The 22077-nt window shown below is 61.2% G+C and carries 19 protein-coding genes; 6 read left to right on the forward strand and 13 right to left on the reverse strand.

Translation table 11 applies throughout. The features are described 5' to 3' along the window. Positions 1–137: 137 nt before the first annotated feature. Together nagZ and Q8X51_RS14630 are read right to left on the reverse strand one after the other, a co-directional pair. Entirely contained in the window at positions 138–1148 is a 1011-nt protein-coding gene (gene nagZ, locus Q8X51_RS14625) for a beta-N-acetylhexosaminidase (protein WP_407693321.1), read from the reverse strand. Between the two features lie 136 nt (positions 1149–1284). Further along, a complete protein-coding gene (locus Q8X51_RS14630) occupies positions 1285–1992 on the reverse strand; it encodes a TetR/AcrR family transcriptional regulator (RefSeq protein ID WP_027604237.1) in 708 nt (235 codons plus the stop codon). A gap of 263 nt (positions 1993–2255) precedes the next feature. Between Q8X51_RS14630 and lexA the strand changes: the two genes are divergently transcribed. Together lexA and sulA are read left to right on the forward strand one after the other, a co-directional pair. Then, positions 2256–2864, forward strand: a complete 609-nt coding sequence (lexA, locus tag Q8X51_RS14635) for a transcriptional repressor LexA (RefSeq protein WP_003172575.1) — start codon at positions 2256–2258, stop codon at positions 2862–2864. Between the two features lie 10 nt (positions 2865–2874). After that, positions 2875–3348: an SOS-induced cell division inhibitor SulA gene (gene sulA / locus Q8X51_RS14640; protein ID WP_027604238.1), complete on the forward strand. Its 474-nt coding sequence runs from the start codon at positions 2875–2877 to the stop codon at positions 3346–3348. Positions 3349–3431: 83 nt separating this feature from the next. On the opposite strand, the gene Q8X51_RS14645 is transcribed toward sulA, so the two are convergent. The 7 genes from Q8X51_RS14645 to Q8X51_RS14675 all read right to left on the reverse strand — a co-directional run bounded on the left by Q8X51_RS14645 (position 3432) and on the right by Q8X51_RS14675 (position 11981). Continuing rightward, entirely contained in the window at positions 3432–3665 is a 234-nt protein-coding gene (locus tag Q8X51_RS14645; protein ID WP_010212068.1) for a hypothetical protein, read from the reverse strand. Positions 3666–3783: 118 nt separating this feature from the next. After that, on the reverse strand, positions 3784–4305 hold the full coding sequence (locus Q8X51_RS14650) for a DUF6586 family protein (protein ID WP_027604239.1): 522 nt from the start codon (positions 4303–4305) through the stop codon (positions 3784–3786). Positions 4306–4510: 205 nt separating this feature from the next. Beyond that, on the reverse strand, positions 4511–7132 hold the full coding sequence (gene topA, locus Q8X51_RS14655) for a type I DNA topoisomerase (RefSeq protein WP_065928159.1): 2622 nt from the start codon (positions 7130–7132) through the stop codon (positions 4511–4513). A gap of 114 nt (positions 7133–7246) precedes the next feature. Then, positions 7247–7483, reverse strand: coding sequence for a DUF1653 domain-containing protein (locus Q8X51_RS14660; protein ID WP_027604241.1), 237 nt, complete (start codon positions 7481–7483; stop codon positions 7247–7249). Positions 7484–7579: 96 nt separating this feature from the next. Then, positions 7580–8755 carry an acetyl-CoA C-acyltransferase FadA gene (gene fadA / locus Q8X51_RS14665; RefSeq protein WP_026136849.1) on the reverse strand — a complete coding sequence of 392 codons (1176 nt, stop codon included), beginning with the start codon at positions 8753–8755 and terminating at the stop codon, positions 7580–7582. 29 nt (positions 8756–8784) lie between these two features. Beyond that, on the reverse strand, positions 8785–10932 hold the full coding sequence (fadB, locus tag Q8X51_RS14670) for a fatty acid oxidation complex subunit alpha FadB (protein ID WP_065947397.1): 2148 nt from the start codon (positions 10930–10932) through the stop codon (positions 8785–8787). A gap of 611 nt (positions 10933–11543) precedes the next feature. Further along, positions 11544–11981, reverse strand: a complete 438-nt coding sequence (locus Q8X51_RS14675; RefSeq protein WP_027604243.1) for a hypothetical protein — start codon at positions 11979–11981, stop codon at positions 11544–11546. A gap of 105 nt (positions 11982–12086) precedes the next feature. On the opposite strand from Q8X51_RS14675, the gene Q8X51_RS14680 reads away from it, so the two are divergent. Further along, positions 12087–12527: a universal stress protein gene (locus Q8X51_RS14680; protein ID WP_027604244.1), complete on the forward strand. Its 441-nt coding sequence runs from the start codon at positions 12087–12089 to the stop codon at positions 12525–12527. Between the two features lie 82 nt (positions 12528–12609). Here Q8X51_RS14680 and Q8X51_RS14685 read toward each other — a convergent pair whose 3' ends face one another. Next, positions 12610–14529, reverse strand: a complete 1920-nt coding sequence (locus tag Q8X51_RS14685; RefSeq protein ID WP_065947396.1) for an ATP-binding cassette domain-containing protein — start codon at positions 14527–14529, stop codon at positions 12610–12612. A gap of 213 nt (positions 14530–14742) precedes the next feature. Here Q8X51_RS14685 and Q8X51_RS14690 point away from each other — a divergent pair, with 213 nt between their 5' ends. Continuing rightward, positions 14743–16671 carry a transglycosylase SLT domain-containing protein gene (locus Q8X51_RS14690; RefSeq protein ID WP_065928162.1) on the forward strand — a complete coding sequence of 643 codons (1929 nt, stop codon included), beginning with the start codon at positions 14743–14745 and terminating at the stop codon, positions 16669–16671. Between the two features lie 144 nt (positions 16672–16815). Here Q8X51_RS14690 and Q8X51_RS14695 read toward each other — a convergent pair whose 3' ends face one another. Next, a complete protein-coding gene (locus tag Q8X51_RS14695) occupies positions 16816–18603 on the reverse strand; it encodes an ABC transporter transmembrane domain-containing protein (RefSeq protein WP_407693320.1) in 1788 nt (595 codons plus the stop codon). Between the two features lie 246 nt (positions 18604–18849). On the opposite strand from Q8X51_RS14695, the gene Q8X51_RS14700 reads away from it, so the two are divergent. Beyond that, the gene (locus Q8X51_RS14700) at positions 18850–19023 is read left to right on the forward strand and encodes a PA1571 family protein (protein ID WP_027604248.1); all 174 of its coding nucleotides are present in this window, start codon (positions 18850–18852) and stop codon (positions 19021–19023) included. A gap of 54 nt (positions 19024–19077) precedes the next feature. Here Q8X51_RS14700 and pdxB read toward each other — a convergent pair whose 3' ends face one another. Further along, on the reverse strand, positions 19078–20223 hold the full coding sequence (pdxB, locus tag Q8X51_RS14705) for a 4-phosphoerythronate dehydrogenase PdxB (RefSeq protein WP_407693319.1): 1146 nt from the start codon (positions 20221–20223) through the stop codon (positions 19078–19080). Between the two features lie 161 nt (positions 20224–20384). Here pdxB and Q8X51_RS14710 point away from each other — a divergent pair, with 161 nt between their 5' ends. Next, positions 20385–21773: an MATE family efflux transporter gene (locus Q8X51_RS14710; protein ID WP_407693318.1), complete on the forward strand. Its 1389-nt coding sequence runs from the start codon at positions 20385–20387 to the stop codon at positions 21771–21773. A 29-nt stretch (positions 21774–21802) separates the two neighbouring features. Here the strand turns inward: Q8X51_RS14710 and tusA are convergent, their stop codons facing one another. Continuing rightward, on the reverse strand, positions 21803–22054 hold the full coding sequence (tusA, locus tag Q8X51_RS14715) for a sulfurtransferase TusA (protein ID WP_065928166.1): 252 nt from the start codon (positions 22052–22054) through the stop codon (positions 21803–21805). Positions 22055–22077: the final 23 nt, after the last annotated feature.

Consider the following 22077-nt stretch of genomic DNA (forward strand, 5'->3'; position numbering starts at 1 on the left):
CAGCTGCTACGGGGGGGGTGAGGCCATGGCATTCGTAGCAGCTGTCGAGCCCCGGCGAGGCTGCGTAGGCCGCGACTCGGTCCTGGATCATCAGCGCGGCCTACGCAGCCTCGCTTGCGCTCGACAGCTGCTACGCATTAGTCGATGAGTTGAGCGGCTCTCAGAGCAGCCAGGGCCGTTAACCAACGTGGGTCCTGTTTATAGTCAGTCGAAGCAATCGCCTGCCCACGCATACGCGCGATGCGGGCCGACGGCGTGACCTTCATGCGCTGCGCCGCACTCAGCGCCAGCTCAGCCGCCGCGCGGTCGTTGCACACCAGCCCCATGTCGCAACCTGCGGTCAGCGCCGCCTCGATCCGACTGGCCGCGTCGCCGACCACATGGGCACCGGCCATCGACAGGTCATCGCTGAAAATCACCCCATCGAACTGCAACTCGCCGCGCAGGATGTCCTGCAACCAGCGGCGTGAGAAGCCGGCAGGATGCGCATCCACCTGCGGGTAGATAACATGCGCCGGCATCACTGCCGCCAACTGCTTGCTCAGGCGTGCGAAAGGCACCAGGTCATTGGCGCGAATCTGTTCCAGGCTGCGTTCGTCATTGGGAATCGCGACGTGAGAGTCGGCCTCGGCCCAGCCATGGCCCGGGAAGTGCTTACCGGTGGCGGCCATGCCGGCGCTGTTCATGCCACGGATAAAGGCACCGGCAAGCACGGCGGCGCGCTCGGGATCGCCCTCGAAGGAACGGGTGCCGACCACGGCGCTGCGCTGGTAGTCCAGGTCCAGTACCGGGGCGAAGCTCAGGTCGAGGCCGACCGCCAGCACTTCAGTGGCCATGATCCAGCCGCACTGCTCGGCCAGGTACTCGGCGTTGGGGTTGTCCGCCAACGCGCGCATGGCCGGCAGGCGCACAAAGCCTTGGCGCAGGCGCTGTACGCGACCGCCTTCCTGGTCGACCGCCAGCAGCAGGTCCGGGCGCACCGCACGAATCGCCGCGCTCAATTCCCGCACCTGGCGCGGATGCTCGATATTGCGCGCAAAAATGATCAGGCCACCGACCTCAGGCTGGCGCAACAGGTGGCGATCCTCGGCCGTCAGCCAAGTACCGGCCACGTCGACCATCAAAGAACCTTGCAGGGCAGCAGTCATAAACCTTCCTTAAATAACGCACGCAACCCGTTGTCCTCACCAGGCGCAGTGAGGACAACAGGTTGCGAGTAAATAGCTGAATTCGGCATGGGCGGCTAGCTTAGCGGATGCAAGCGGCCGCGCACACCCGGAGCGGTCAAACCTTGGCGGCAGCTGGCGTGGATTTGCTGCGTGGGCGCAACTGGGCGGCAGCCATGGCCGAGTCGGTCACGCCGGTTTCAGCGCGCATACCGGCGGCAAGGAATGGCACCATCAGGCGCATGACCTGCTCAATGGAAGTGTTCACGCCGAAATCGGTCTCGGCAATCGCACGCAACGCCTTGATCCCGGACATGCTGAATGCGGCTGCACCGAGCATGAAGTGCACGCGCCAGAACAGTTCGATCGGCGGAATACGCGGGGCGGCTTCGTTGACCAGCAACATATAGCGGCGGAATACCTTGCCGTACATGTCTTCCAGGTAACGGCGCAAGTGGCCCTGGCTCTGGCTGAATGCCAGGCCCAACAGGCGCATGAAGATCGACAGGTCATTGCCGCTGCGTGGCTGAACCACCAGCGCCTGCTCCACGAGCATTTCCAGCAGGTCTTCCAGGGTCGGCTTGTGGTCGGCCTTGGCCTGGCGGCGCTCGAGTTCACGGTCGAGGCTGGCACAGAACGGCCCCAGGAAGCGCGAGAATACCGCCTGGATCAGGGCCTTTTTCGAGCCGAAATGGTAGTTCACCGCGGCGAGGTTGACCCCGGCCTTGCTGGTGATCAGCCGCAATGAAGTTTCAGCAAATCCTTTTTCCGCGAACAATTGCTCGGCAGCATCGAGAATGCGTTCAACGGTTTCCGACTGGGCCATGGATACTCCGCCTGACAAACACTTGTTTGAAACATACGTTTCAGGGTGTGTCTTGTCAAGCCTGCAAGTTCGCTTTCCGGCCGGGCAGTCATCTATTTCATCGCTATTTAATCACATACTCCCAGGTCTGTAGGCAGCGCTATCTCTGCCTTGTAGGACAGTTAACGAATGACCGTCCAGCGGAGGCGTAGAAAAGGATGATTGCCAAGCGCAGTCCACTGTATATAATACCAGTCACTGTATAAAAAGACAGAGCGATCAACATGCTAAAACTGACGCCACGCCAAGCTGAGATTCTGGCTTTTATCAAGCGCTGCCTCGATGACAACGGCTACCCGCCGACACGAGCCGAAATTGCGCTGGAACTGGGGTTCAAGTCCCCCAACGCCGCCGAAGAACACCTCAAGGCCCTCGCTCGCAAAGGCGCGATCGAGATGACCCCCGGTGCTTCACGGGGTATTCGCATCCCTGGCTTCGAAGCCAAGGCCGACGAATCGACACTGCCGATCATCGGTCGCGTCGCCGCCGGCGCGCCCATCCTGGCGCAGCAGCACGTCGAGGAATCCTGCAACATCAACCCGACCTTCTTCCACCCTCGCGCCGACTACCTGTTGCGGGTACATGGCATGAGCATGAAGGACGTGGGTATCTTCGATGGCGACCTGCTGGCCGTCCACACCACCCGAGAAGCCCGTAACGGCCAGATCGTCGTCGCCCGTATCGGCGATGAAGTCACCGTCAAACGCTTCAAGCGCGAAGGCAGCAAGGTCTGGCTCCTGGCCGAGAACCCTGAGTTCGCCCCGATTGAAGTGAACCTGAAAGATCAGGACCTGGTGATCGAAGGCCTGAGCGTCGGCGTCATTCGCCGCTAAAGGAGGCATCATGCAGCTCGTGCACACCCCCCAACACACACAACTGTCGCTGTTCGAGGCCTTTATGGCCCAACCCCTTGCGCCCATCCTCAAGGAAACGGTCGAGGCGCCCTGGAGCGCCGAACCTGAGGCGTTCAGTGAACTGTCGTTGCGCGGTGCGGCCGGGAGCTGCCTGAGCCTGCTGGCGCCGATCCTTCGTGAACTGAGCGAGGAACAGGATGCACGCTGGTTGACGCTGATCGCCCCGCCCGCCAGCCTGACCCAGGCCTGGCTGCGGGATGCCGGCCTTAATCGCGAGCGCATCCTGCTGCTGCAACCGCGCGGTGCGCAAAGTGCTCAGCAGTTGACCTGTGAAGCCTTGCGCCTGGGCCGTAGCCACACCGTGGTGAGCTGGCTCAACCCGCTGAATGCCACTGCCAAGGCACAGCTGATCAGCGCAGCGCGTACCGGCGATGCACAGAGCTTGAATATTCGATTGGGTTAATTCTGTGTGCCGCAGGCTATCCCTGTGGAGGGGGCCTGTTGTGGTGAGCGGGCTTGCCACAACAGCGAACCCACTTGCCACACTCAGTGAAGAACGCGCGGGCCGTCTTCTTTCTCGGGCTCGCCTTCTGCCAGGCGACCGGCCATCTGCACACCAACGCTCAACATGGCTTTTGCCACTTCCACGTGCTGGCCCTGCAGGAACACCTTGGCGTCCTCGGAAAAATCCAGGATAACCAGAGAACCTTCGTCCTCGGCCCGGCGCAGCTCGATTCGGCCGTCAGGCAACTCAACAATTTCCAGAAAGGACGTCGGCATAAAAGTCTGTTCTCCACGAAAGGCCGGGATTATATCAGTCATCCGCCCGGCCTCGCTGAGGATCTGAAGAGGTTTCTTTACGGCTTGATGAACGGTGCCATGTGAATCCGACCAACGTTCAGCACTCGTTCAAACCTTCACGAAAGCGCAATGCCATCTTTTTCAGCGCCTGACGCCAGCCTTCCAACTCTTCGCGACTCAGTGGCTCGGGCTCTTCCTCTTCCAGCGCCACCGCCACGATCAAGGGCTGGGTCACATCGCCCTTGGGCACATGGGGAACACGGGGCGGCTGAAACATATCCGCATGGGCCTTAAGCAGACGCGCGACCCAGCTGTCAGGGCTCTGCGCCATTTCCACCAACTCGGCCAGCTCAGGGATCGCCATGCTTTCCAGCACCTCACGATTCATGATCATTTCCGCACGGGGCGAACCGGCCTGGGGCAAGCGGTAGAACCCGGCGATCTCATGACACAAGCCCAGTAACGCACCATACAGGTGGAACAACGCGGCTTCACGCCCGGCCTGGACCAGCGCAATCGCGTTCATCTCCTTCCCCTCCTCGGCACGGCCAAGGGCTTCCAGGGACAAACCCGCAAAATAAATTTTCTGATTGGTACGGGTATAGAGCTCGTTGGCCATAACGGCAATCTCCACAACGAATAAGCGTGATGCTGGCTATGTAGGAGCGAGCTTGCTCGCGAAAAACTTCAGAGCACCGTTCGGTGCCAGGTTTTTCGCGTAATCGTTAACAACCTTCGCGAGCGAGGACCAGGCGTCCTCCTCGTTCCCACAGCAAGCAAAAGCCGTCTATACAGACGGCTTCTAACGTTAACAGACTAGCGGGTCAAGCGCCCTGGCGCTTGTCCTCGACCTTCCACTTGCCACCGTCGTAGAACGCTTTCCAGCCGGTTGGCTTGCCGTCCACTTCGGTCTGCACGTACTGCTCCTTGGTCTTGCGGCTGTAGCGGATCACGGCTGGGCGACCATCCGGGTCCTTCTTCGGCGCGTCACACAGGAAGTGGTACTTCGGATCGATCTCGTCCTTGTGCGGCACGATCTCCAGCACCAACGGCGCTCGGGTCTCGCGATTTTTCGGGAACTGGCTGGCCGCCAGGAACAGGCCCGAGGCGCCGTCACGCAGGATGTAGGTGTCGTTGACCTTCTCGCACTTGAGTTCCGGCATCTTCACCGGGTCCATCTTCGGCGGCGCCGCGTCACCGCTTTTCAGCAGTTTGCGCGTGTTCTTGCAGGTCGGGTTGGTGCAACCGAAAAACTTGCCGAAGCGACCGGTCTTGAGCTGCATCTCGCTGCCGCACTTGTCGCATTCCAGGCTCGGGCCTTCATAGCCCTTGATGCGGTAGCTGCCCTCTTCGATCTCGTAGCCGTCGCAATCCGGGTTGTTACCGCAGATGTGCAGCTTGTGCTTCTCGTCCAGCAGGTAGGCGTCCATCGCCGTGCTGCAGATGGGGCAGCGGTGCTTGCCACGCAGTACCAGCGACTCGGATTCACCCTCGTCGTCGGCGGCGATTTCATCACCCGGCACCAGGTTGACGGTGGCCTTGCAGCGTTCTTTCGGCGGCAGGCTGTAGCCCGAGCAACCGAGGAACACGCCGGTGGATGCGGTACGAATCTGCATCGGACGGCCACAGGTCAGGCACGGGATGTCGGTCATCACCGGCTGGTTGGCACGCATGCCGCTCTCGGGGCTTTCAGCCACTTCGAGTTTTTTCTTGAAGTCGCCGTAGAACTCGTCGAGCACGTTTTTCCAGTCGCGCTCGCCCTGGGCCACGTCATCGAGGTTCTCTTCCATACCGGCGGTAAAGCCGTAGTCCATCAGGTTGGAGAAGCTCTCGGACAGGCGCTCGGTAACGATATCGCCCATCTTTTCCGAATAGAAACGACGGTTGTGCAGCGCGACGTAGCCACGGTCCTGGATGGTGGAGATGATCGCCGCGTAGGTCGACGGACGACCGATACCGCGCTTCTCCATCTCTTTCACCAGGCTGGCTTCCGAATAACGCGCCGGCGGCTTGGTGAAGTGCTGGGACGGGTCGAGCTTGATCAGCTTCAGCGTGTCGCCCTGGGCCATGTCCGGCAGCACATCGTCATCGCCAGGCTTGGCGATCTGCGGCATCACACGGGTGTAGCCGTCGAACTTGAGGATACGGCCCTTGGCACGCAACTCGAAATCGCCCGCACCCACGCTGACAGTAGTGGACAGGTATTGCGCCGGCAGCATCTGGCAAGCCAGGAACTGGCGCCAGATCAGCTCGTAGAGGCGCTCAGCGTCGCGCTCCATGCCACTCAGCTTGCTTGGCTCGGTGTTGGCATCGGAAGGACGAATCGCTTCGTGAGCCTCCTGGGCGCCTTCTTTGCTGCTGTAGACGTTCGGCTTCTCCGGCAGGTACTTCTTGCCGAATTCGCTTTCAATATAGGTACGCGCCATCGCCACCGCGTCTTGCGACAGGTTGGTGGAGTCGGTACGCATATAAGTGATGTAGCCGGCTTCGTACAGACGCTGGGCCATCATCATGGTTTTCTTCACCCCGAAGCCCAGGCGGTTACTTGCGGCCTGTTGCAGGGTGGAGGTGATGAACGGCGCCGACGGCTTGCTGCTGGTCGGTTTGTCTTCACGCTTGACGATGCTGTAGCTGGAGGCCTTGAGCTTCTCCAGCGCGGCCATGGCCTGGGCTTCGTTCAGCGGCTTGAACGCCTCGCCTTTCTCACGGGCCACTTCGAAGCGCACGTTGGCGCCCTTGGCGGTGCCCAGGTCGGCGTGGACTTCCCAGTATTCCTCGGGGTTGAACGCACGGATCTCACGCTCGCGCTCCACCACCAGCTTGACCGCTACCGATTGCACACGGCCGGCGGACAGGCCACGGGCGATCTTGGCCCACAGCAGCGGCGAGACCATGTAACCCACCACGCGGTCGAGGAAACGACGGGCCTGCTGGGCGTTGACACGATCGATGTCCAGCTCGCCCGGCTTGGAGAAGGCTTCCTGGATGGCTTTCTTGGTGATTTCGTTAAACACCACACGCTTGTAGCGGCTGTCATCACCGCCGATGGCTTCCCGCAGGTGCCAGGCAATGGCTTCCCCTTCGCGGTCCAAGTCCGTTGCGAGATAGATGGTGTCGGCATCCTTGGCGAGCCGGCGCAGCTCTTCGATGACCTTTTCCTTGCCCGGAAGGATTTCGTACTTGGCCTTCCAGCCATGATCCGGGTCCACACCCATGCGCGAGACCAGCTGCTTGCGCGCTTTCTCTTTAGGCGTGAGCACCGGACCTTCGCCCGCAGCCGCCTTGCCGCGCTTGGCGGCAGGCTCCTTGCTGGCGCTAGCCGAACCGCTGGTGGGCAGGTCTCGGATATGGCCGATACTCGACTTCACCACGTACTCGTTGCCCAAGTACTTGTTGATGGTCTTGGCCTTAGCCGGGGATTCCACAATGACCAGCGATTTGCCCATGGATCGGAAAATTCCTGAATTCGAGAAGTGAAAGGCAGTTGGCGCCTGACGCGGCAACGCTATATATAGTGGCAACAAGGTGAGGTCAAGCGCAGCATTCTGCGCGACCTGCCGTTATTGCCCTGAAAAAAGACTGGGTTCGACCTGGACCAAAGCAAAGCGCGGGACCTGCTCGCCGTCAACTTCGACGGTCTCCAGGAACATGCTCAAGGGGCGCACCCAAAAGCCGTAATCGCCATACAGTGCTTGGTAGAACACCACTTCTTCTTCGGTCTCGGAATGCCGTGCCACGCTGAAAACGCGGTACTGCGGACCTTTATAATGTTGGTAGAGCCCTGGTTCGACTTTCATGCTCTGGCCCCCTTACAAAATTTGTTGAAAAAAAAATTAAAAATTCCAAAAAACAAAAACCGGGGCACTGGGCCCCGGCTTCCGTCGACTCAACGCTTAGACGCGTTCGAAGACGGTGGAGATGCCTTGGCCGAGACCAATGCACATGGTTGCAACCCCAAGGTTACCGCCATTTTGCTTCATCACGTTAAGCAAAGTGCCGGAAATACGCGCACCGGAGCAACCGAATGGGTGGCCCAGGGCAATCGCACCGCCGTGCAGGTTAACCTTCTCGTTCATCTTGTCGAGCACTTTCAAATCTTTCAGCACCGGCAGGGCCTGTGCAGCGAAAGCTTCGTTGAGTTCGAAGAAGTCGATATCGGAGATGGTCAGGCCCGCGCGCTTCAAGGCTTTTTGTGTCGCCGGTACTGGACCATAGCCCATGATTGCCGGGTCCACACCCGCCACCGCCATCGAACGAATCACTGCCAGCGGCTGGATGCCGAGGTCCTGGGCACGCTGCGCCGACATCACGATCATGCACGAGGCGCCGTCGGTGATTTGCGACGAAGTACCCGCCGTCACGGTGCCGCCCTTCGGATTGAAGGCAGGCTTGAGGGCCGCCAGGCTTTCCAGGGTGGTATCCGGACGAATGGTTTCGTCGTAGTCGAACAGCTTGAGGAAACCGTTCTCGTCGTAGCCGTTCATCGGGATGATTTCATCCTTGAACTTGCCTTCCACGGTCGCCTTGTGGGCGAGCTGGTGGGAACGCACGCCGAACGCGTCCTGGGCTTCACGGGTAATGCCGTGCATCTTGCCGAGCATTTCCGCGGTCAGGCCCATCATGCCCGAGGCTTTTGCCGCGTACAGCGACATGTGCGGGTTAGGATCGACGCCGTGCATCATGCTGACGTGGCCCATGTGCTCCACGCCACCAACCACGAATACATCACCGTTGCCGGTCATGATCGCCTGGGCGGCGGTATGCAGCGCACTCATGGACGAGCCACACAGGCGGCTGACGGTCTGGCCGGCTGCCGTGTGCGGGATCTGCGTCATCAGCGACGCCATGCGCGCGATGTTCCAGCCCTGCTCCAGGGTCTGGTTGACGCAGCCCCAGATCACGTCCTCGACTTCGTTCGGGTCGACCTTGACGTTGCGTTCCAGCAGCTTGCTGATCAGGTGCGCCGACATGTCTTCAGCGCGGGTGTTGCGGTGCATGCCGCCCTTGGAGCGGCCCATCGGCGTACGACCGAAGTCGACAATCACGACGTCTCTTGGATTCAAGCTCATAAATATTCTCGCTCTAGTCGTCTGGGCACTTAACCGAAGAAGCGCTGGCCGTTCTTGGCCATCTCACGCAGCTTCGCGGTCGGGTGGTACAGCGGGCCCAGATCAGCGTATTGATCAGCCAGGGCAACGAACTCGGCCACACCGATCGAGTCGATGTAACGCAGCGCACCACCACGGAATGGAGGGAAGCCAATACCGTACACCAGGCCCATATCGGCCTCGGCGGCGGTTTCAACGATGCCGTCTTCCAGGCAACGCACGGTTTCCAGGCACAGGGCGATCATCATCCAGTTGATGATGTCCTCATCCGACACCTCACGCTGTTCGTAGATGACCGGAGCCAGCACTTCGTGCACCGACGGGTCGGCCACTTTCTTCTGCTTGCCCTTCTTGTCCGCCTCGTAGGCGTAGAAACCCTTGCCGTTCTTCTGGCCCAGGCGCTTGGCCTCGTAGAGCGCGTCGATCGCCGAGCGGCGGTCGTCTTTCATGCGGTCCGGGAAGCCTTCAGCCATCACGTCACGACCGTGGTGGCCGGTGTCGATGCCGACCACGTCCATCAGGTACGCAGGGCCCATTGGCCAGCCGAATTTTTCCATGACCTTGTCGATGCGCACGAAGTCCACACCGGCACTCACCAGCTTGGCGAAACCACCGAAGTACGGGAACAGCACGCGGTTGACCAGGAAGCCCGGGCAGTCGTTGACCACGATCGGGTTCTTGCCCATTTTCTTGGCGTAGGCAACGGTGGTGGCAATCGCCAGCTCGCTGGACTTCTCGCCACGGATCACTTCCACCAGCGGCATCATGTGCACCGGGTTGAAGAAGTGCATGCCGACGAAGTTTTCCGGACGCTTGAGGGCCTTGGCCAGCAGCGAAATGGAAATGGTCGAGGTGTTCGAGGCCAGGATGGTGTCGTCTTTGACGTGGCCTTCAACTTCAGCCAGTACCGCCTGCTTGACCTTCGGATTCTCGACAACCGCTTCGACCACCAGGTCGACATGGCCGAAATCGCCGTAGGACAGCGTAGGACGAATACCGTTAAGCACTTCAGCCATCTTCGCCGCAGTCATACGACCTTTATCAACGCGGCCGACCAGCAGTTTGGCGGCTTCGGCCAGGCCCTGCTCGATACCGTGTTCGTTGATGTCCTTCATCAGGATCGGCGTGCCTTTGGACGCCGACTGATAGGCGATACCGCCGCCCATGATACCGGCGCCGAGCACGGCAGCCTGTTTCACGTCCTTGGCGATTTCGTCGTAGGCCTTGGCCTTTTTCTTCAGTTCCTGGTCGTTCAGGAACAGGCCGATCAGGCTCTGGGCCGCCGAGGTCTTGGCCAGCTTGACGAAGCCTGCTGCTTCCACTTCCAGGGCTTTGTCGCGACCGAAGTTCGCGGCCTTCTGGATGGTCTTGATCGCTTCAACCGGCGCCGGGTAGTTCGGGCCGGCCTGGCCAGCCACGAAACCCTTGGCGGTTTCGAACGACATCATTTGTTCGATGGCGTTGAGCTTGAGTTTTTCCAGCTTCGGCTGACGCTTGGCCTTGTAGTCAAATTCGCCGCTGATGGCGCCCTTGATCAGGTTCAACGCGGCTTCGGCCAGCTTGTCCGGAGCCACCACGGCGTCGACGGCACCGACTTTCAGTGCGTCTTCGGCACGGTTTTCCTTGCCGGCGGCAATCCACTCGATGGCGTTGTCGGCACCAATGATGCGCGGCAGGCGCACGGTGCCGCCGAAGCCCGGGTAGATGCCCAGCTTGACTTCAGGCAGGCCGATCTTGGCGGTGGCCGCCATGACGCGGAAGTCCGCCGCCAGGCACATTTCCAGGCCGCCGCCCAGCGCGATGCCATTGATCGCGGCAACGGTCGGTACGTTGAGGTCTTCGAAATCGCTGAAAATCTTGTTGGCTTCGAGGTTGCCAGCCACCAGCTCGGCATCGGGCAGCTTGAAGTTGTCGACGAATTCGGTGATGTCAGCGCCGACGATAAACACGTCCTTGCCGCTGGAGACGATCACGCCTTTGATCGATGCATCAGCCTTGATGGTGTCTACGGCCTGACGCAGTTCGTTCAGGGTTAGACGGTTGAACTTGTTGACGGACTCACCCTTGAGGTCGAACTTCAGTTCGACGATGCCACTTTCAAGAGCCTTAACCGTGATGGCTTTACCTTCGTAAATCATCAACTGATCTCCACGATATGGAAGCTGAACAGTACACATTGGACGCTGGCCTATGCTTGGACATTGATAATTTCGTCAATGCTCAGGCCAATCCGCCAGGCACACCCGCCAATGCGATAGTCGGGTTTCTGTATGAGCGGTCTGACAGACAAACGCTCAATTCATACGCCCGTTTGATTTGGGTACGCCACCTTCATCCAATTCCGAGCAATTGTCAATCGCTCGAAAGGCTAGGAAAAACGCGACTTTCCAGTCATTTCAGAACCCCGGGGCCAGGCCCGCGATTCGTCAATATTCAACTATTCACGAAATCAATAATGAAAAAGATAGGGAAAACCGCTGTACAGAACCGGATATGCCGCTAGGCTAGCGACAACCGTAACGCGCCTGGATGAACATCCGACGCGGAAAACCCAGATTTACCGGCCTGCCTGGCCAACTCCAGCCCGATGATGCTTTCGGGCTTTTTATTGCCTGGCGTTTGGTATTTTTGTAGGAGCGAGCTTGCTCGCGAAAAATTCAAGGGCGCCGCGTATAACCTGAATACCCGCGTTATCGTTGACGATTTTCGCGAGCAAGCTCGCTCCTACAGAGAGCGGCAGAGGGCAGCATCAGGCCAGGGCCTTGAGCAATGTATCAATGGCGAGCAGGTCGCTCGCCTCGCCCTTCTCGCCCCAGTAAAGGGCGATCATTTGCTTGTCGGCCTCGACCTTGTAGACATTCGCCGGCAGCGTTGCAAAATGCGGCAACAACTTCTCGTCCACACACACTTCGCGCCACTGATTGACCCACACGCCAGGCTCCAGCTGCCAGTAGCTCCAAACGGCCGGCATACTGCCGCGCCGGGGTCGGCAGTACTGCGCACAGGGGCTCGGCGGCTCTTGCTTGAGCCAGTGCGGCCACTCCTGGGGCGCCAGTTGCATGGCCAGGCCGATGCGGCGTGCCTCCATGCGCAGGGCCATGCGCCCGCTCTGATGGCGTGATGGGCGCAGCCATGCCAGGGGGCTCAGAACCACGACAAGGATTGACACCACTATCCAGACCGTCATATGTGTACTCCCGATTTTTCTGATGAGCGGATTTGACCTGACGCAACCCTATCCGCTTGAAAGCAGCCATACTGAATCTATTGCAGTCCCCTGGAGGAACGCCCCATGTCCTACGAACATATTCTGGTCGCCGTAGACCTGACCGAAGAGTGCGATCCAGTGATCAAGCGCGCCCGAGCGTTTGCCGTTGCCAGTGGCGCAAAACTGTCACTGGTGCATATCGTCGAGCCCATGGCGATGGCCTTTGGCGGCGACGTGCCCATGGACCTTTCCCAATTGCAGCAACAACAGTTCGACCAGGCCAAGGAGCGCCTTGACCGCCTGATCGTCAAATACCCCGAAGTGACCAAGGAAAACTCCCACCTCACCTACGGCCAACCGCGCCAGGAAATCCACCACCTGGCCAAGGAGCAGCATTGCGACCTGATCGTGGTCGGCAGCCATGGCCGTCATGGTTTGGCGTTGCTGCTGGGTTCTACTGCCAATGATGTGCTGCACGGTGCGCCGTGCGATGTATTGGCCGTCAGACTGGTAAAAACCTCTTAAGGCCACATTTGAACCGCATTTCATATGAAAAAGCCCGGCGCCCATATTAGGGCGCCGGGCTTTTTTATTGCACGAAGGTCACTCAGGCATCCAGCTCGGCCCAACGCTCGACCAGCACTTCCAGCTCCTGGTTCAACGTCTCCAGGGAGGCGATGACCTTGGCGGTTTCCGCTGCCGGACGCAGGTAGAAACCCGCGTCAGCCATTTCCGCTTCTACTGCGGCGATCTGCTGTTCCTTGGCGTCGATATCACCCGGCAAGGCTTCCAGCTCACGCTGCAGCTTGTAGCTGAGTTTCTTCTTGGCCGCCGGTGCCGCTTCCTGGGCCGGTGCAGCCGCTTCCACCGGAGCCACCACAGCGGAGGTCAGGTCGGCCTTGCCGGACTTGCTCTCGGTCACGCCCAACAGGCGCGGCGAGCCGCCCTGACGCAGCCAGTCCTGGTAACCACCGACGTATTCGCGCACCTTGCCTTCACCTTCGAAGACCAGGGTGCTGGTGACCACGTTGTCGAGGAATGCCCGGTCGTGGCTGACCATCAGCACAGTGCCGTTGAAGGTCAGCAGGACCTCTTCCAGCAGCTCGAGGGTTTCCACGTCGAGGTCGTTGGTCGGTTCGTCGAGCACCAGCAGGTTGGCCGGCTTGCTGAACAACTTGGCCAGCAGCAGGCGCGCACGCTCGCCACCGGACAAGGCCTTCACGGGCGTACGCGCACGTTGCGGGCTGAACAGGAAATCACCCAGGTAGCTGAGTACGTGGCGGCTCTGGCCGTCGATATCGATAAAGTCGCGGCCTTCGGCGACGTTGTCGATCACGGTCTTTTCCAGGTCCAACTGATGGCGCAACTGGTCGAAGTAGGCCACGTCGATGCGCGTGCCCTCTTCCACCGTGCCGCTGGTCGGTTGCAGACCATTGAGCATCAGCTTGAGCAAGGTGGTCTTGCCGGTACCGTTGGCACCCAACAGGCCGATACGGTCGCCGCGTTGCAGGACCATGGAGAAGTCCTTGATCAGGAACGGGCCATCCGGGTGATGGAAGCTGACGTTCTCGAGCACCATGACCTGCTTGCCCGACTTATCGGCGGTATCCAGCTGGATATTGGCCTTGCCGGTGCGCTCGCGACGTTCGCTGCGCTCGACGCGCAGGGCCTTGAGGGCACGCACGCGGCCTTCGTTACGGGTACGGCGCGCCTTGATGCCCTGGCGGATCCAGACTTCTTCCTGGGCCAGTTTCTTGTCGAACAGGGCGTTGGCGGTTTCTTCGGCGGACAGCGCAGCTTCCTTGTGCACCAGGAAGCTGGCGTAGTCGCCGTTCCAGTCGATCAGGCCGCCACGATCCAGCTCAAGGATCCGCGTCGCCAGGTTTTGCAGGAAGGAACGGTCGTGCGTGATAAACAGCACGGCGCCCTGGAAATCCTTGAGGGCTTCTTCCAGCCAGGCGATGGCGCCGATGTCCAGGTGGTTGGTTGGCTCGTCAAGCAGCAGCAGGTCGGGCTCGGACACCAGGGCCTGGGCCAGCAGCACACGACGACGCCAGCCGCCGGACAACTCGGCGAGGGTCTTGTCGGCCGGCAGCTGCAGGCGGCTCAAGGTGCTGTCCACCAGTTGCTGCAGGCGCCAGCCGTCACGGGCTTCGAGGTCCTGCTGGACGTGCATCAGCTTGTCCAGGTCGGCTTCGGTGACGCAGTTCTGGGCCAGGTGATGGTATTGCGCAAGCAACTCACCGACACCGTCCAGGCCTTCGGCAACCACGTCGAACACAGTCCGTCCGTCGGCAACCGGCAATTCCTGCGGCAATTCGCCAATCTTGAGGCCTGGGGCGCGCCAGACAGAGCCGTCATCGGGCTTCTGGTCGCCCTTTACCAGCTTCATCATGCTGGACTTGCCGGTGCCGTTGCGGCCGATGATGCACACCCGCTCACCACGGGCGATCTGCCAGGACACCTTGTCCAACAACGGCATAGCGCCGAAAGCAAGGGACACATCGCTGAATTTGAGCAGGGTCATACGCTTCTCCAAAAACTGGGCGCGCATTCTACCTGACTTGAGGGTGGGATGCGGCCAGCATTTTCGCTACCGACACGTTCTGTAGGACATTTCCGGAGAACTTGAACGAACCACCCGGCAAAGCTTTCGCCGGTCGCTGGCAAAAGGCTAAGCTAGGGGCAATCAGTGTCGGCGGTGCCGGTGCTAGTCGTGATTTCTCTGCACGGACGTCTCATGCGCAGTCGCCTTTTCAACTTTTTATCTTGTCTGCTTTTTTCCGCCACCGCCGTTCAATCCGCCCAGGCCGTGGACCTCACCACCCAACGTCAATATTACGATGAAGCCAAACGTGCCCTGGCCAAGGGCGATACCGGCCCCTACATGCAATACAGCCAGGCCCTGGCCGACTACCCGCTGACGCCTTACCTGGCCTACGACGAACTGACCGCCCGGCTGAAGACCGCCAGCAACGAGGAAATCGAACAATTCCTTGCCAAAAACGGCGACCTGCCCCAGGCCAACTGGATGAAACTGCGTTGGTTGCGCTGGTTGGCCGAGCGTGGCGACTGGCAGACCTTTGAAAAGTACTACGACCCCAAGCTCAATTTCGTCGAGCTGGACTGCCTGCATGGCCAGTTCCAACTGACCCACAACTTGAAGGCTGAAGGCTACAAAACCACCGAAAAACTCTGGATGACCGGCAAATCCCAGCCGGCCGCCTGTGATGCCACCTTCAGCCAATGGGCCGCCGACGGCCAACTCACTGAACAAAAAATCTGGGACCGCGCCAAACTCGCCGCCGAAGCACGCAATTACCCGCTGGCCAACAGCCTGGTAAAAACCCTGCCGACCCTGGGCGCCCAGGGCCGCCTGATGGTGGACGTAGCACAGAAGCCCGACATGCTCGGCGACCCGTCGCGCTTCCTGCCGGCCACCGAGGCGATGTCTGACGCCGTCGGCCTGGGCCTGCGCCGCCTGGCACGCCAGGATCCGGACAAGGCCATGGCCCTGCTCGACGGTTACGCCAGCAGCATGCACTTCTCCCGTGACGAAAAAGTGGCAATCGCCCGTGAAATCGGCCTGACCCTGGCCAAGCGCTTCGACCCGCGAGCGCTTGAGGTGATGACCAAGTACGACCCCGAGTTGCGCGACAACACCGTGTCCGAATGGCGCCTGCGCCTGCTGTTGCGCCTGGCCCGCTGGGAAGATGCCTACCAACTGACGCGCAAACTCCCGCAGGATTTGGCCACCACCAACCGCTGGCGCTACTGGCAGGCCCGGAGCCTGGAACTGGCCGAGCCGAAAAACCCGCAAGCCCTGGTGCTGTACAAGAATCTCGCGCAGGAACGTGACTTCTATGGCTTCCTGGCCGCCGATCGCTCCAAGGCTCCGTACCAGTTGAAGAACAAGCCGCTGCTGATGAGCCAGGCGCTGGTCAACAAAGTGCGTAACACCCCGGGGGTGCGCCGTGCCCTTGAGTTCTACGCCCGTGGCCAGATCGTGGATGGCCGCCGCGAGTGGTACCACGTCAGCCGCCATTTCAACCGTGACGAAATGGTCGCCCAGGCCAAGCTGGCCTACGACATGAAGTGGTACTTCCCAGCGATCCGCACCATCAGCCAGGCCCAGTACTGGGATGACCTGGACATCCGCTTCCCGATGGCCCACCGCGACACCCTGGTGCGCGAAGCCAAGGTCCGTGGCCTGCATTCCAGCTGGGTATTCGCCATCACCCGCCAGGAAAGCGCATTCATGGACGACGCCCGCTCCGGGGTCGGCGCCAGCGGCCTGATGCAACTGATGCCCGGCACCGCCAAGGACACTGCGCGCAAGTTCAGCATCCCCCTGGCCTCACCCGCCCAGGTGCTGGACCCGGACAAAAACATCCAGCTCGGCGCGGCTTACCTGAGCCAGGTGCACAGTCAGTTCAACGGCAACCGTGTCCTCGCCTCCGCCGCCTACAACGCCGGTCCCGGCCGCGTGCGCCAGTGGCTACGTGGCGCCGACCACCTGAGTTTCGACGTATGGGTGGAAAGCATCCCGTTCGACGAAACCCGCCAGTATGTGCAGAACGTGCTGTCTTATTCGGTGATCTACGGGCAGAAGCTCAACTCGCCACAGCCGTTGGTGGACTGGCATGAGCGGTATTTTGACGACCAATGACGCACCACATCCCTGTGGCGAGCGGGCTTGCCCCGCGTTGGAGTGCGAAGCGCTCCTGAGCCAGTCGTTGCGGTGCAACTGATAGTTTTTGGGGGCTGCTACGCAGCCCAACGCGGGGCAAGCCCGCTCGCCACATATCTCGTGCTAGGCCTGGTTTTTTGCAACCTCTGCGGCGTCGCTGAACTGCAACGCCGCCAACCGCGCATACAGCGGGTTGCTCGCAATCAGTTGCTGGTGCGTCCCCACCGCCACCAGCCTGCCCTGATCCATCACCGCGATACGGTCAGCGTTCTTCACCGTCGCCAGTCGATGGGCGATAACCAGCGTGGTACGCCCTTGCATCAATTGCGGCAACGCTTGCTGGATCAGGTGTTCACTCTGGGCATCCAGGGCACTGGTGGCTTCGTCCAGCAGCAGGATCGGCGCGTCCACCAGCAACGCACGAGCAATCGCCAATCGTTGGCGCTGGCCGCCGGAGAGGCCCATGCCGCCGTCGCCGAGGTGGGTCTGGTAGCCGTCGGGCATTTGCAGGATGAAATCGTGGGCGTGGGCGATGCGGGCGGCGGCTTCGACTTGCTCGCGCGTGGCCGCTGGGTTGCCGTAGCGGATGTTCTCCTCGACGCTGCCGAAGAACAGCGCCGGGCTCTGGGACACCAGGGCGAAGTGGCGACGCAGGTCCAGGGGGTCCAGATCGGTCAGCGCCTGGCCTTCAATCAGGATGCGGCCTTGCTGGGGATCGTAGAAGCGCAGCAGCAGGTCGAAAAGCGTCGATTTGCCCGCGCCGGACGGCCCCACCAGTGCCAGGGTTTCGCCGGGGTTGATGGTCAGGTTCAGGCCGTCGATGGCGTAGCTGTCCGGCCGCGAAGGGTAGGAAAAACGCAGGTCCTGCAGCTCCATACGGCCGCTGACGCGCTCGGGCAACTGCACTTTACCCGTGGCCGGCGCCTGGATCTCGTTGCTCGACTGCAACAGCTCACCAATGCGCTCCGCTGCACCGGCGGCACGTTGCAGTTCACCGAGGACTTCGCTCAGGGTACCGACGGCGCTGCCGACGATCAGGCTGTAGAACACGAACGCAGCCAGCTCGCCGCCGGAAATGCGCCCGCTGATCACATCCATGCCGCCGACCCACAGCATCACGCCCACCGCACCCAGCACCAGCATGATCACCAGGGTAATCAACCAGGCGCGCTGGGCGATGCGTTTGCGTGCGGTGGTGAACGCCTCTTCCACGGTCACGGCAAAGCGTTGCTCGTCCTGGACCTGGTGGTTATAGGCTTGCACGGTCTTGATCTGGCCAAGGGTCTCGGACACGTAGCTGCCCACATCAGCAATACGGTCCTGGCTCAGGCGCGACAGGCTGCGCACGCGACGGCCGAAGATCAGGATCGGCGCCAGCACCAGCGGCAGCGCCACCACCACGATGCTGGTGAGCTTGGGGTTGGTGATGAACAGCAGTACGATGCCGCCGATCACCATCAAGGCATTGCGCAGGAACAGCGACAGCGACGAACCGATCACCGATTGCAGCAAGGTGGTGTCGGTGGTCAGCCGCGATTGGATTTCCGAGCTGCGGTTGTTCTCGTAGAAACCTGGGTGCAGGTAGATCAGGTGGTTGAAGACCTGCCGGCGAATATCCGCCACCACCCGCTCACCGATCCACGACACCAGGTAAAACCGCGCAAACGTGCCCACGGCCAAGCCCAGCACCAGCACCATGAACAGGCCGATGGACTGGTTGAGCAGGTGCGGCGATTGGGTCATGAAGCCCTGGTCCACCAGCAGGCGAATGCCCTGCCCCATGGACAAGGTGATGCCGGCGGTGACGATCAGCGCGACCAGAGCACCGAGGGCCTGCCAGCGGTAGGGCGCGATGAAACGACTGGCCAGGCGAATTGCACGGCGTTGACGGACTGAGAGCATGGAGGGCATCACCTGATCGGAAAGGGTTGGTACCTGCCTGCTTACATGGGGGGAACTTGCGCGAATAACAATGAGTCAGGTTAATTATGCCCGCCGATGCTGGCCCCTAGAGGCTATCGGTCTAACACCCGGCTGGAAATCCACAGCGGTTTCTGGTGGACTGGGTGTTCGAACCGGTGATCTCGTAAGGAGTTGTAACAGCGCGGTCACTCGGGGGTTATACAGTAGGTACACAACCTGATGAGGAGACAGGCCATGACCTTGCAAAACAGCAGCGATGCCAAGATTGAAGTGATCCGCCAACCGCAGCACTTGCCTTGCTCCGTGATCGACGCCCAGGGCCGCGAAGTGCAGATTACCGAAGAGATGATCCAGCAAGCGTGCCGCGAGCTGGAACAGCGACTGGTCAAGCCTGCCCAGCAAGGCTGAAGGGCCTACGCTCTTTCAAACCCGGCCCCGGTGGCCGGGTTTTTTATTCGGTGTTTAAACGGTTGCCGCGCCCAATGCGGACACGATGCGCGCCAACACCGCTGACTCCCCATTCACAATGCGCACCTTCAAGCCGTCGATTTCACGACGCTCCGGATAATGCTTGCGCAGCACGTCGAACGCCTTGCGTTGTTCTTCGACGGTACCCACCAGGCTGCGGCGGAAATCCGCATCATCACGGCGCGGGTCGTACACGCTGCGGCACAACGTCGCCAGCGCCCAGGCCGGATCGGTCGATGCGTTCAAGTGCACTTCGGCCAGCCACGGTTGCGGCAACAAGTCGCCCAACTGAATGCTCGGCTCCTGGCCCAGGTGCCCGCAGAACGCCTGATAGATCTGCGCCGTACCGCGCTGCTTGCCGTCCAGGCTGTAACCGGCGATATGCGGGGTGGCCAACACACACAGGTCGGCCAGGTCGACGTCCACCTCGGGCTCGCCTTCCCAAACGTCCAGCACCGCTTGCAGGTCTTCACGCGCCAGCAGCACATCGCGCAGGGCCGCGTTGTCCACCACCGGGCCACGGCTGGCGTTGATCAGCCAGGCGCCGGGCTTGAGGCGGTTGAGGCGGTCGCGATCAAACAGGTGCCAGGTGGAACCATGGCCGGACTTGGTCAGCGGCGTGTGCAGGCTGATCACATCGCATTGCTCGATGATCTGCTCGAGGCTGACGTAATCGCCGTCTTCGGCGATCTGCCGCGGCGGGTCGCAGACCAGCACGTTCCAGCCCAGGCCCTTGAGCACTTTGATCAGCCGCCCGCCCACTTCACCGGCGCCGACCACGCCATAGGTACGCTGATTGAGGTCGGCGCCTTCGATCTCGGCCAGGGTTTGCAGGCTGCCCAGCACATAGTCCACCACGCCACGCGCATTGCAGCCTGGGGCGCTGGACCACTGGATACCGGCCTGCTTGAAGTAATCGAGGTCGAGGTGGTCGGTGCCGATGGTGCAGGTGCCGACAAAACGCACCTGCGTGCCGTCCAGCAGGGCGCGGTTGACGTTGGTCACCGAGCGCACCAGCAGCACATCGGCCTGTTCGACGGTGGCGCGGTCGATGGAACGGCCGGACACTCGGCGAATCTCGCCAAATCCTTGGAAGAACTCATCGAGCAGCGGGATATTTTCGTCGGCAACAATCAGCATGGCAGGCTCCTTTGGCGGATCAGCAGTGTACAGGGATGCGATCTTCAATGTGGGAGGGGGCTGGCAGGTCGCTTACAAATCCCTAACACAGGTTTTTTCCTGACCGTTACGTCAAGGCGTAGAATCCGCGGCCTTGCACCCTCTTGACTGGACTTGCGTACGTGAACACTGCCACTGCCCCCCTCACCCGCCCCACCCGCATCAGCCGGGAAGTGGGTGGCCTGCTGACGCTCGCGCTGCCGATCATGATCGGCCAACTGGCAACCACGGCCATGAGCTTCGTCGATGCGGTGATGGCCGGGCGCGTCAGCCCCCAGGACCTGGCGGCGGTGGGCCTGGGCAATTCGATCTGGATTCCGGTGTACCTGCTGATGACCGGTACGCTGCTGGCCACCACGCCGAAAGTCGCCCAGCGCTACGGTGCGGGCCACTACGGCGAAATCGGGCCATTGGTGCGTCAGTCACTGTGGCTGGCGGTGGTGGTCGGCATCATCGGCGCACTGCTGTTGCTTTGCGCCGAGCCGATCCTGCATGCCATGAAGGTCGAGCCGGACCTTATCGCCCCCACCATGGGCTACCTGCATGGCATCGCCGCCGGGATGCCGGCCATCGCCCTCTACTACGTGCTGCGCTGTTTCAGTGATGGCCTGGGCCGCACCCTGCCCAGCATGGCCATGGGCCTGTGCGGGCTGGCGCTGAATATTCCACTGAACTACATCTTCATCTACGGCCACCTGGGCGTGCCGGCCATGGGCGGCGTAGGCTGCGGCTGGGCCACGGCCATTGCGATGTGGGTGATGATGCTCGGCATGGCCGCCTGGACCCGCTGGGGGGCGGCCTACCAGAGCAGCGAACTGTTCAAGCGCTTCGACTGGCCGCAGTGGTCGGTGATCAAGCGCGTACTGGGGATTGGCCTGCCGATCGGCATCGCGATCTTTGCCGAATCGAGCATCTTTGCCGTCATCGCCCTGCTGCTCGGCAGCCTGGGCGCCACCGTTGTGTCGGGGCACCAGATCGCGCTGAACGTCAGCTCACTGGTGTTCATGATCCCCTACTCCCTGAGCATGGCCGTCACCGTGCGCGTCGGCCAGGCCCTGGGGCGTGGCGAGGCGCGTGAAGCACGCTTCGCCGCCGGGGTCGGCATGGGCACGGCGCTGGCGTACGCCTGTCTGTCGTGCAGCCTGATGCTGGTGTTTCGCGAGCAGATTGCGGCGATCTACACCCCGGACCCCATCGTCATACACCTGGCCTCGACGCTGATCGTGTTTTCAGCGCTGTTTCAGTTCAGTGACTCGATCCAGGTCACCGCCGCTGGCGCCCTGCGTGGCTACCAGGACACCCGTGTCACCATGGTGCTGACCCTGTTTGCCTATTGGGGCGTGGGGCTGCCGGTGGGGTACGCCCTGGGGCTGAGCAACTGGCTGGGCGAACCCAGCGGCCCGAGCGGTTTGTGGCAAGGGCTGATCGTGGGCTTGAGCTGTGCGGCGGGGATGCTGCTGGTGCGCCTGGCGCGCAGTGCACGCCGGCGCATTCGCGCCAACAAGGCATAAGCACAACGCGTACCCCTGTAGGAGCGGTGTTAGTCGAGTTTTTTGCGGATCCAGTACAGATAGGTACCGGCCTGCTCCTGTTGATCCACCAGTTCATGGTCAAGGAACACGCAGAACTTGGGGATATCGCGGCGCGTCGACGGGTCGGTCGCGATCACCTTGAGCAAGCCGCCGGGCGGCAGGTCGCGGATGTGCTGGTGCAGCATCATCACCGGCTCAGGGCAGTTGAGGCCCGTTGCGTCGAGGGTGCCATCCACGGCGGTGTCGAAAATATCGCTCATTGTCTACTCCTGAAACCGGCGCT

It is taken from the genome of Pseudomonas sp. Yb2C2, from assembly GCF_052112325.1.
Classification (GTDB): Bacteria; Pseudomonadota; Gammaproteobacteria; order Pseudomonadales; family Pseudomonadaceae; genus Aquipseudomonas; species Aquipseudomonas marginalis.

Excerpts from the sequence above, each read along its gene's own strand:
- Q8X51_RS14700 (WP_027604248.1), top strand. The coding sequence starts at position 18,850 with ATGACCTTGCAAAACAGCAGCGATGCCAAGATTGAAGTGATCCGCCAA.
- Q8X51_RS14680 (WP_027604244.1), top strand. The coding sequence starts at position 12,087 with ATGTCCTACGAACATATTCTGGTCGCCGTAGACCTGACCGAAGAGTGC.
- Q8X51_RS14630 (WP_027604237.1), bottom strand. The coding sequence starts at position 1,992 with ATGGCCCAGTCGGAAACCGTTGAACGCATTCTCGATGCTGCCGAGCAA.
- nagZ (WP_407693321.1), bottom strand. The coding sequence starts at position 1,148 with ATGACTGCTGCCCTGCAAGGTTCTTTGATGGTCGACGTGGCCGGTACT.
- Q8X51_RS14685 (WP_065947396.1), bottom strand. The coding sequence starts at position 14,529 with ATGACCCTGCTCAAATTCAGCGATGTGTCCCTTGCTTTCGGCGCTATG.
- pdxB (WP_407693319.1), bottom strand. The coding sequence starts at position 20,223 with ATGCTGATTGTTGCCGACGAAAATATCCCGCTGCTCGATGAGTTCTTC.
- Q8X51_RS14690 (WP_065928162.1), top strand. The coding sequence starts at position 14,743 with ATGCGCAGTCGCCTTTTCAACTTTTTATCTTGTCTGCTTTTTTCCGCC.
- fadA (WP_026136849.1), bottom strand. The coding sequence starts at position 8,755 with ATGAGCTTGAATCCAAGAGACGTCGTGATTGTCGACTTCGGTCGTACG.
- Q8X51_RS14645 (WP_010212068.1), bottom strand. The coding sequence starts at position 3,665 with ATGCCGACGTCCTTTCTGGAAATTGTTGAGTTGCCTGACGGCCGAATC.
- tusA (WP_065928166.1), bottom strand. The coding sequence starts at position 22,054 with ATGAGCGATATTTTCGACACCGCCGTGGATGGCACCCTCGACGCAACG.
- Q8X51_RS14695 (WP_407693320.1), bottom strand. The coding sequence starts at position 18,603 with ATGCCCTCCATGCTCTCAGTCCGTCAACGCCGTGCAATTCGCCTGGCC.
- Q8X51_RS14650 (WP_027604239.1), bottom strand. The coding sequence starts at position 4,305 with ATGGCCAACGAGCTCTATACCCGTACCAATCAGAAAATTTATTTTGCG.
- lexA (WP_003172575.1), top strand. The coding sequence starts at position 2,256 with ATGCTAAAACTGACGCCACGCCAAGCTGAGATTCTGGCTTTTATCAAG.
- Q8X51_RS14675 (WP_027604243.1), bottom strand. The coding sequence starts at position 11,981 with ATGACGGTCTGGATAGTGGTGTCAATCCTTGTCGTGGTTCTGAGCCCC.
- sulA (WP_027604238.1), top strand. The coding sequence starts at position 2,875 with ATGCAGCTCGTGCACACCCCCCAACACACACAACTGTCGCTGTTCGAG.
- fadB (WP_065947397.1), bottom strand. The coding sequence starts at position 10,932 with ATGATTTACGAAGGTAAAGCCATCACGGTTAAGGCTCTTGAAAGTGGC.
- Q8X51_RS14660 (WP_027604241.1), bottom strand. The coding sequence starts at position 7,483 with ATGAAAGTCGAACCAGGGCTCTACCAACATTATAAAGGTCCGCAGTAC.
- topA (WP_065928159.1), bottom strand. The coding sequence starts at position 7,132 with ATGGGCAAATCGCTGGTCATTGTGGAATCCCCGGCTAAGGCCAAGACC.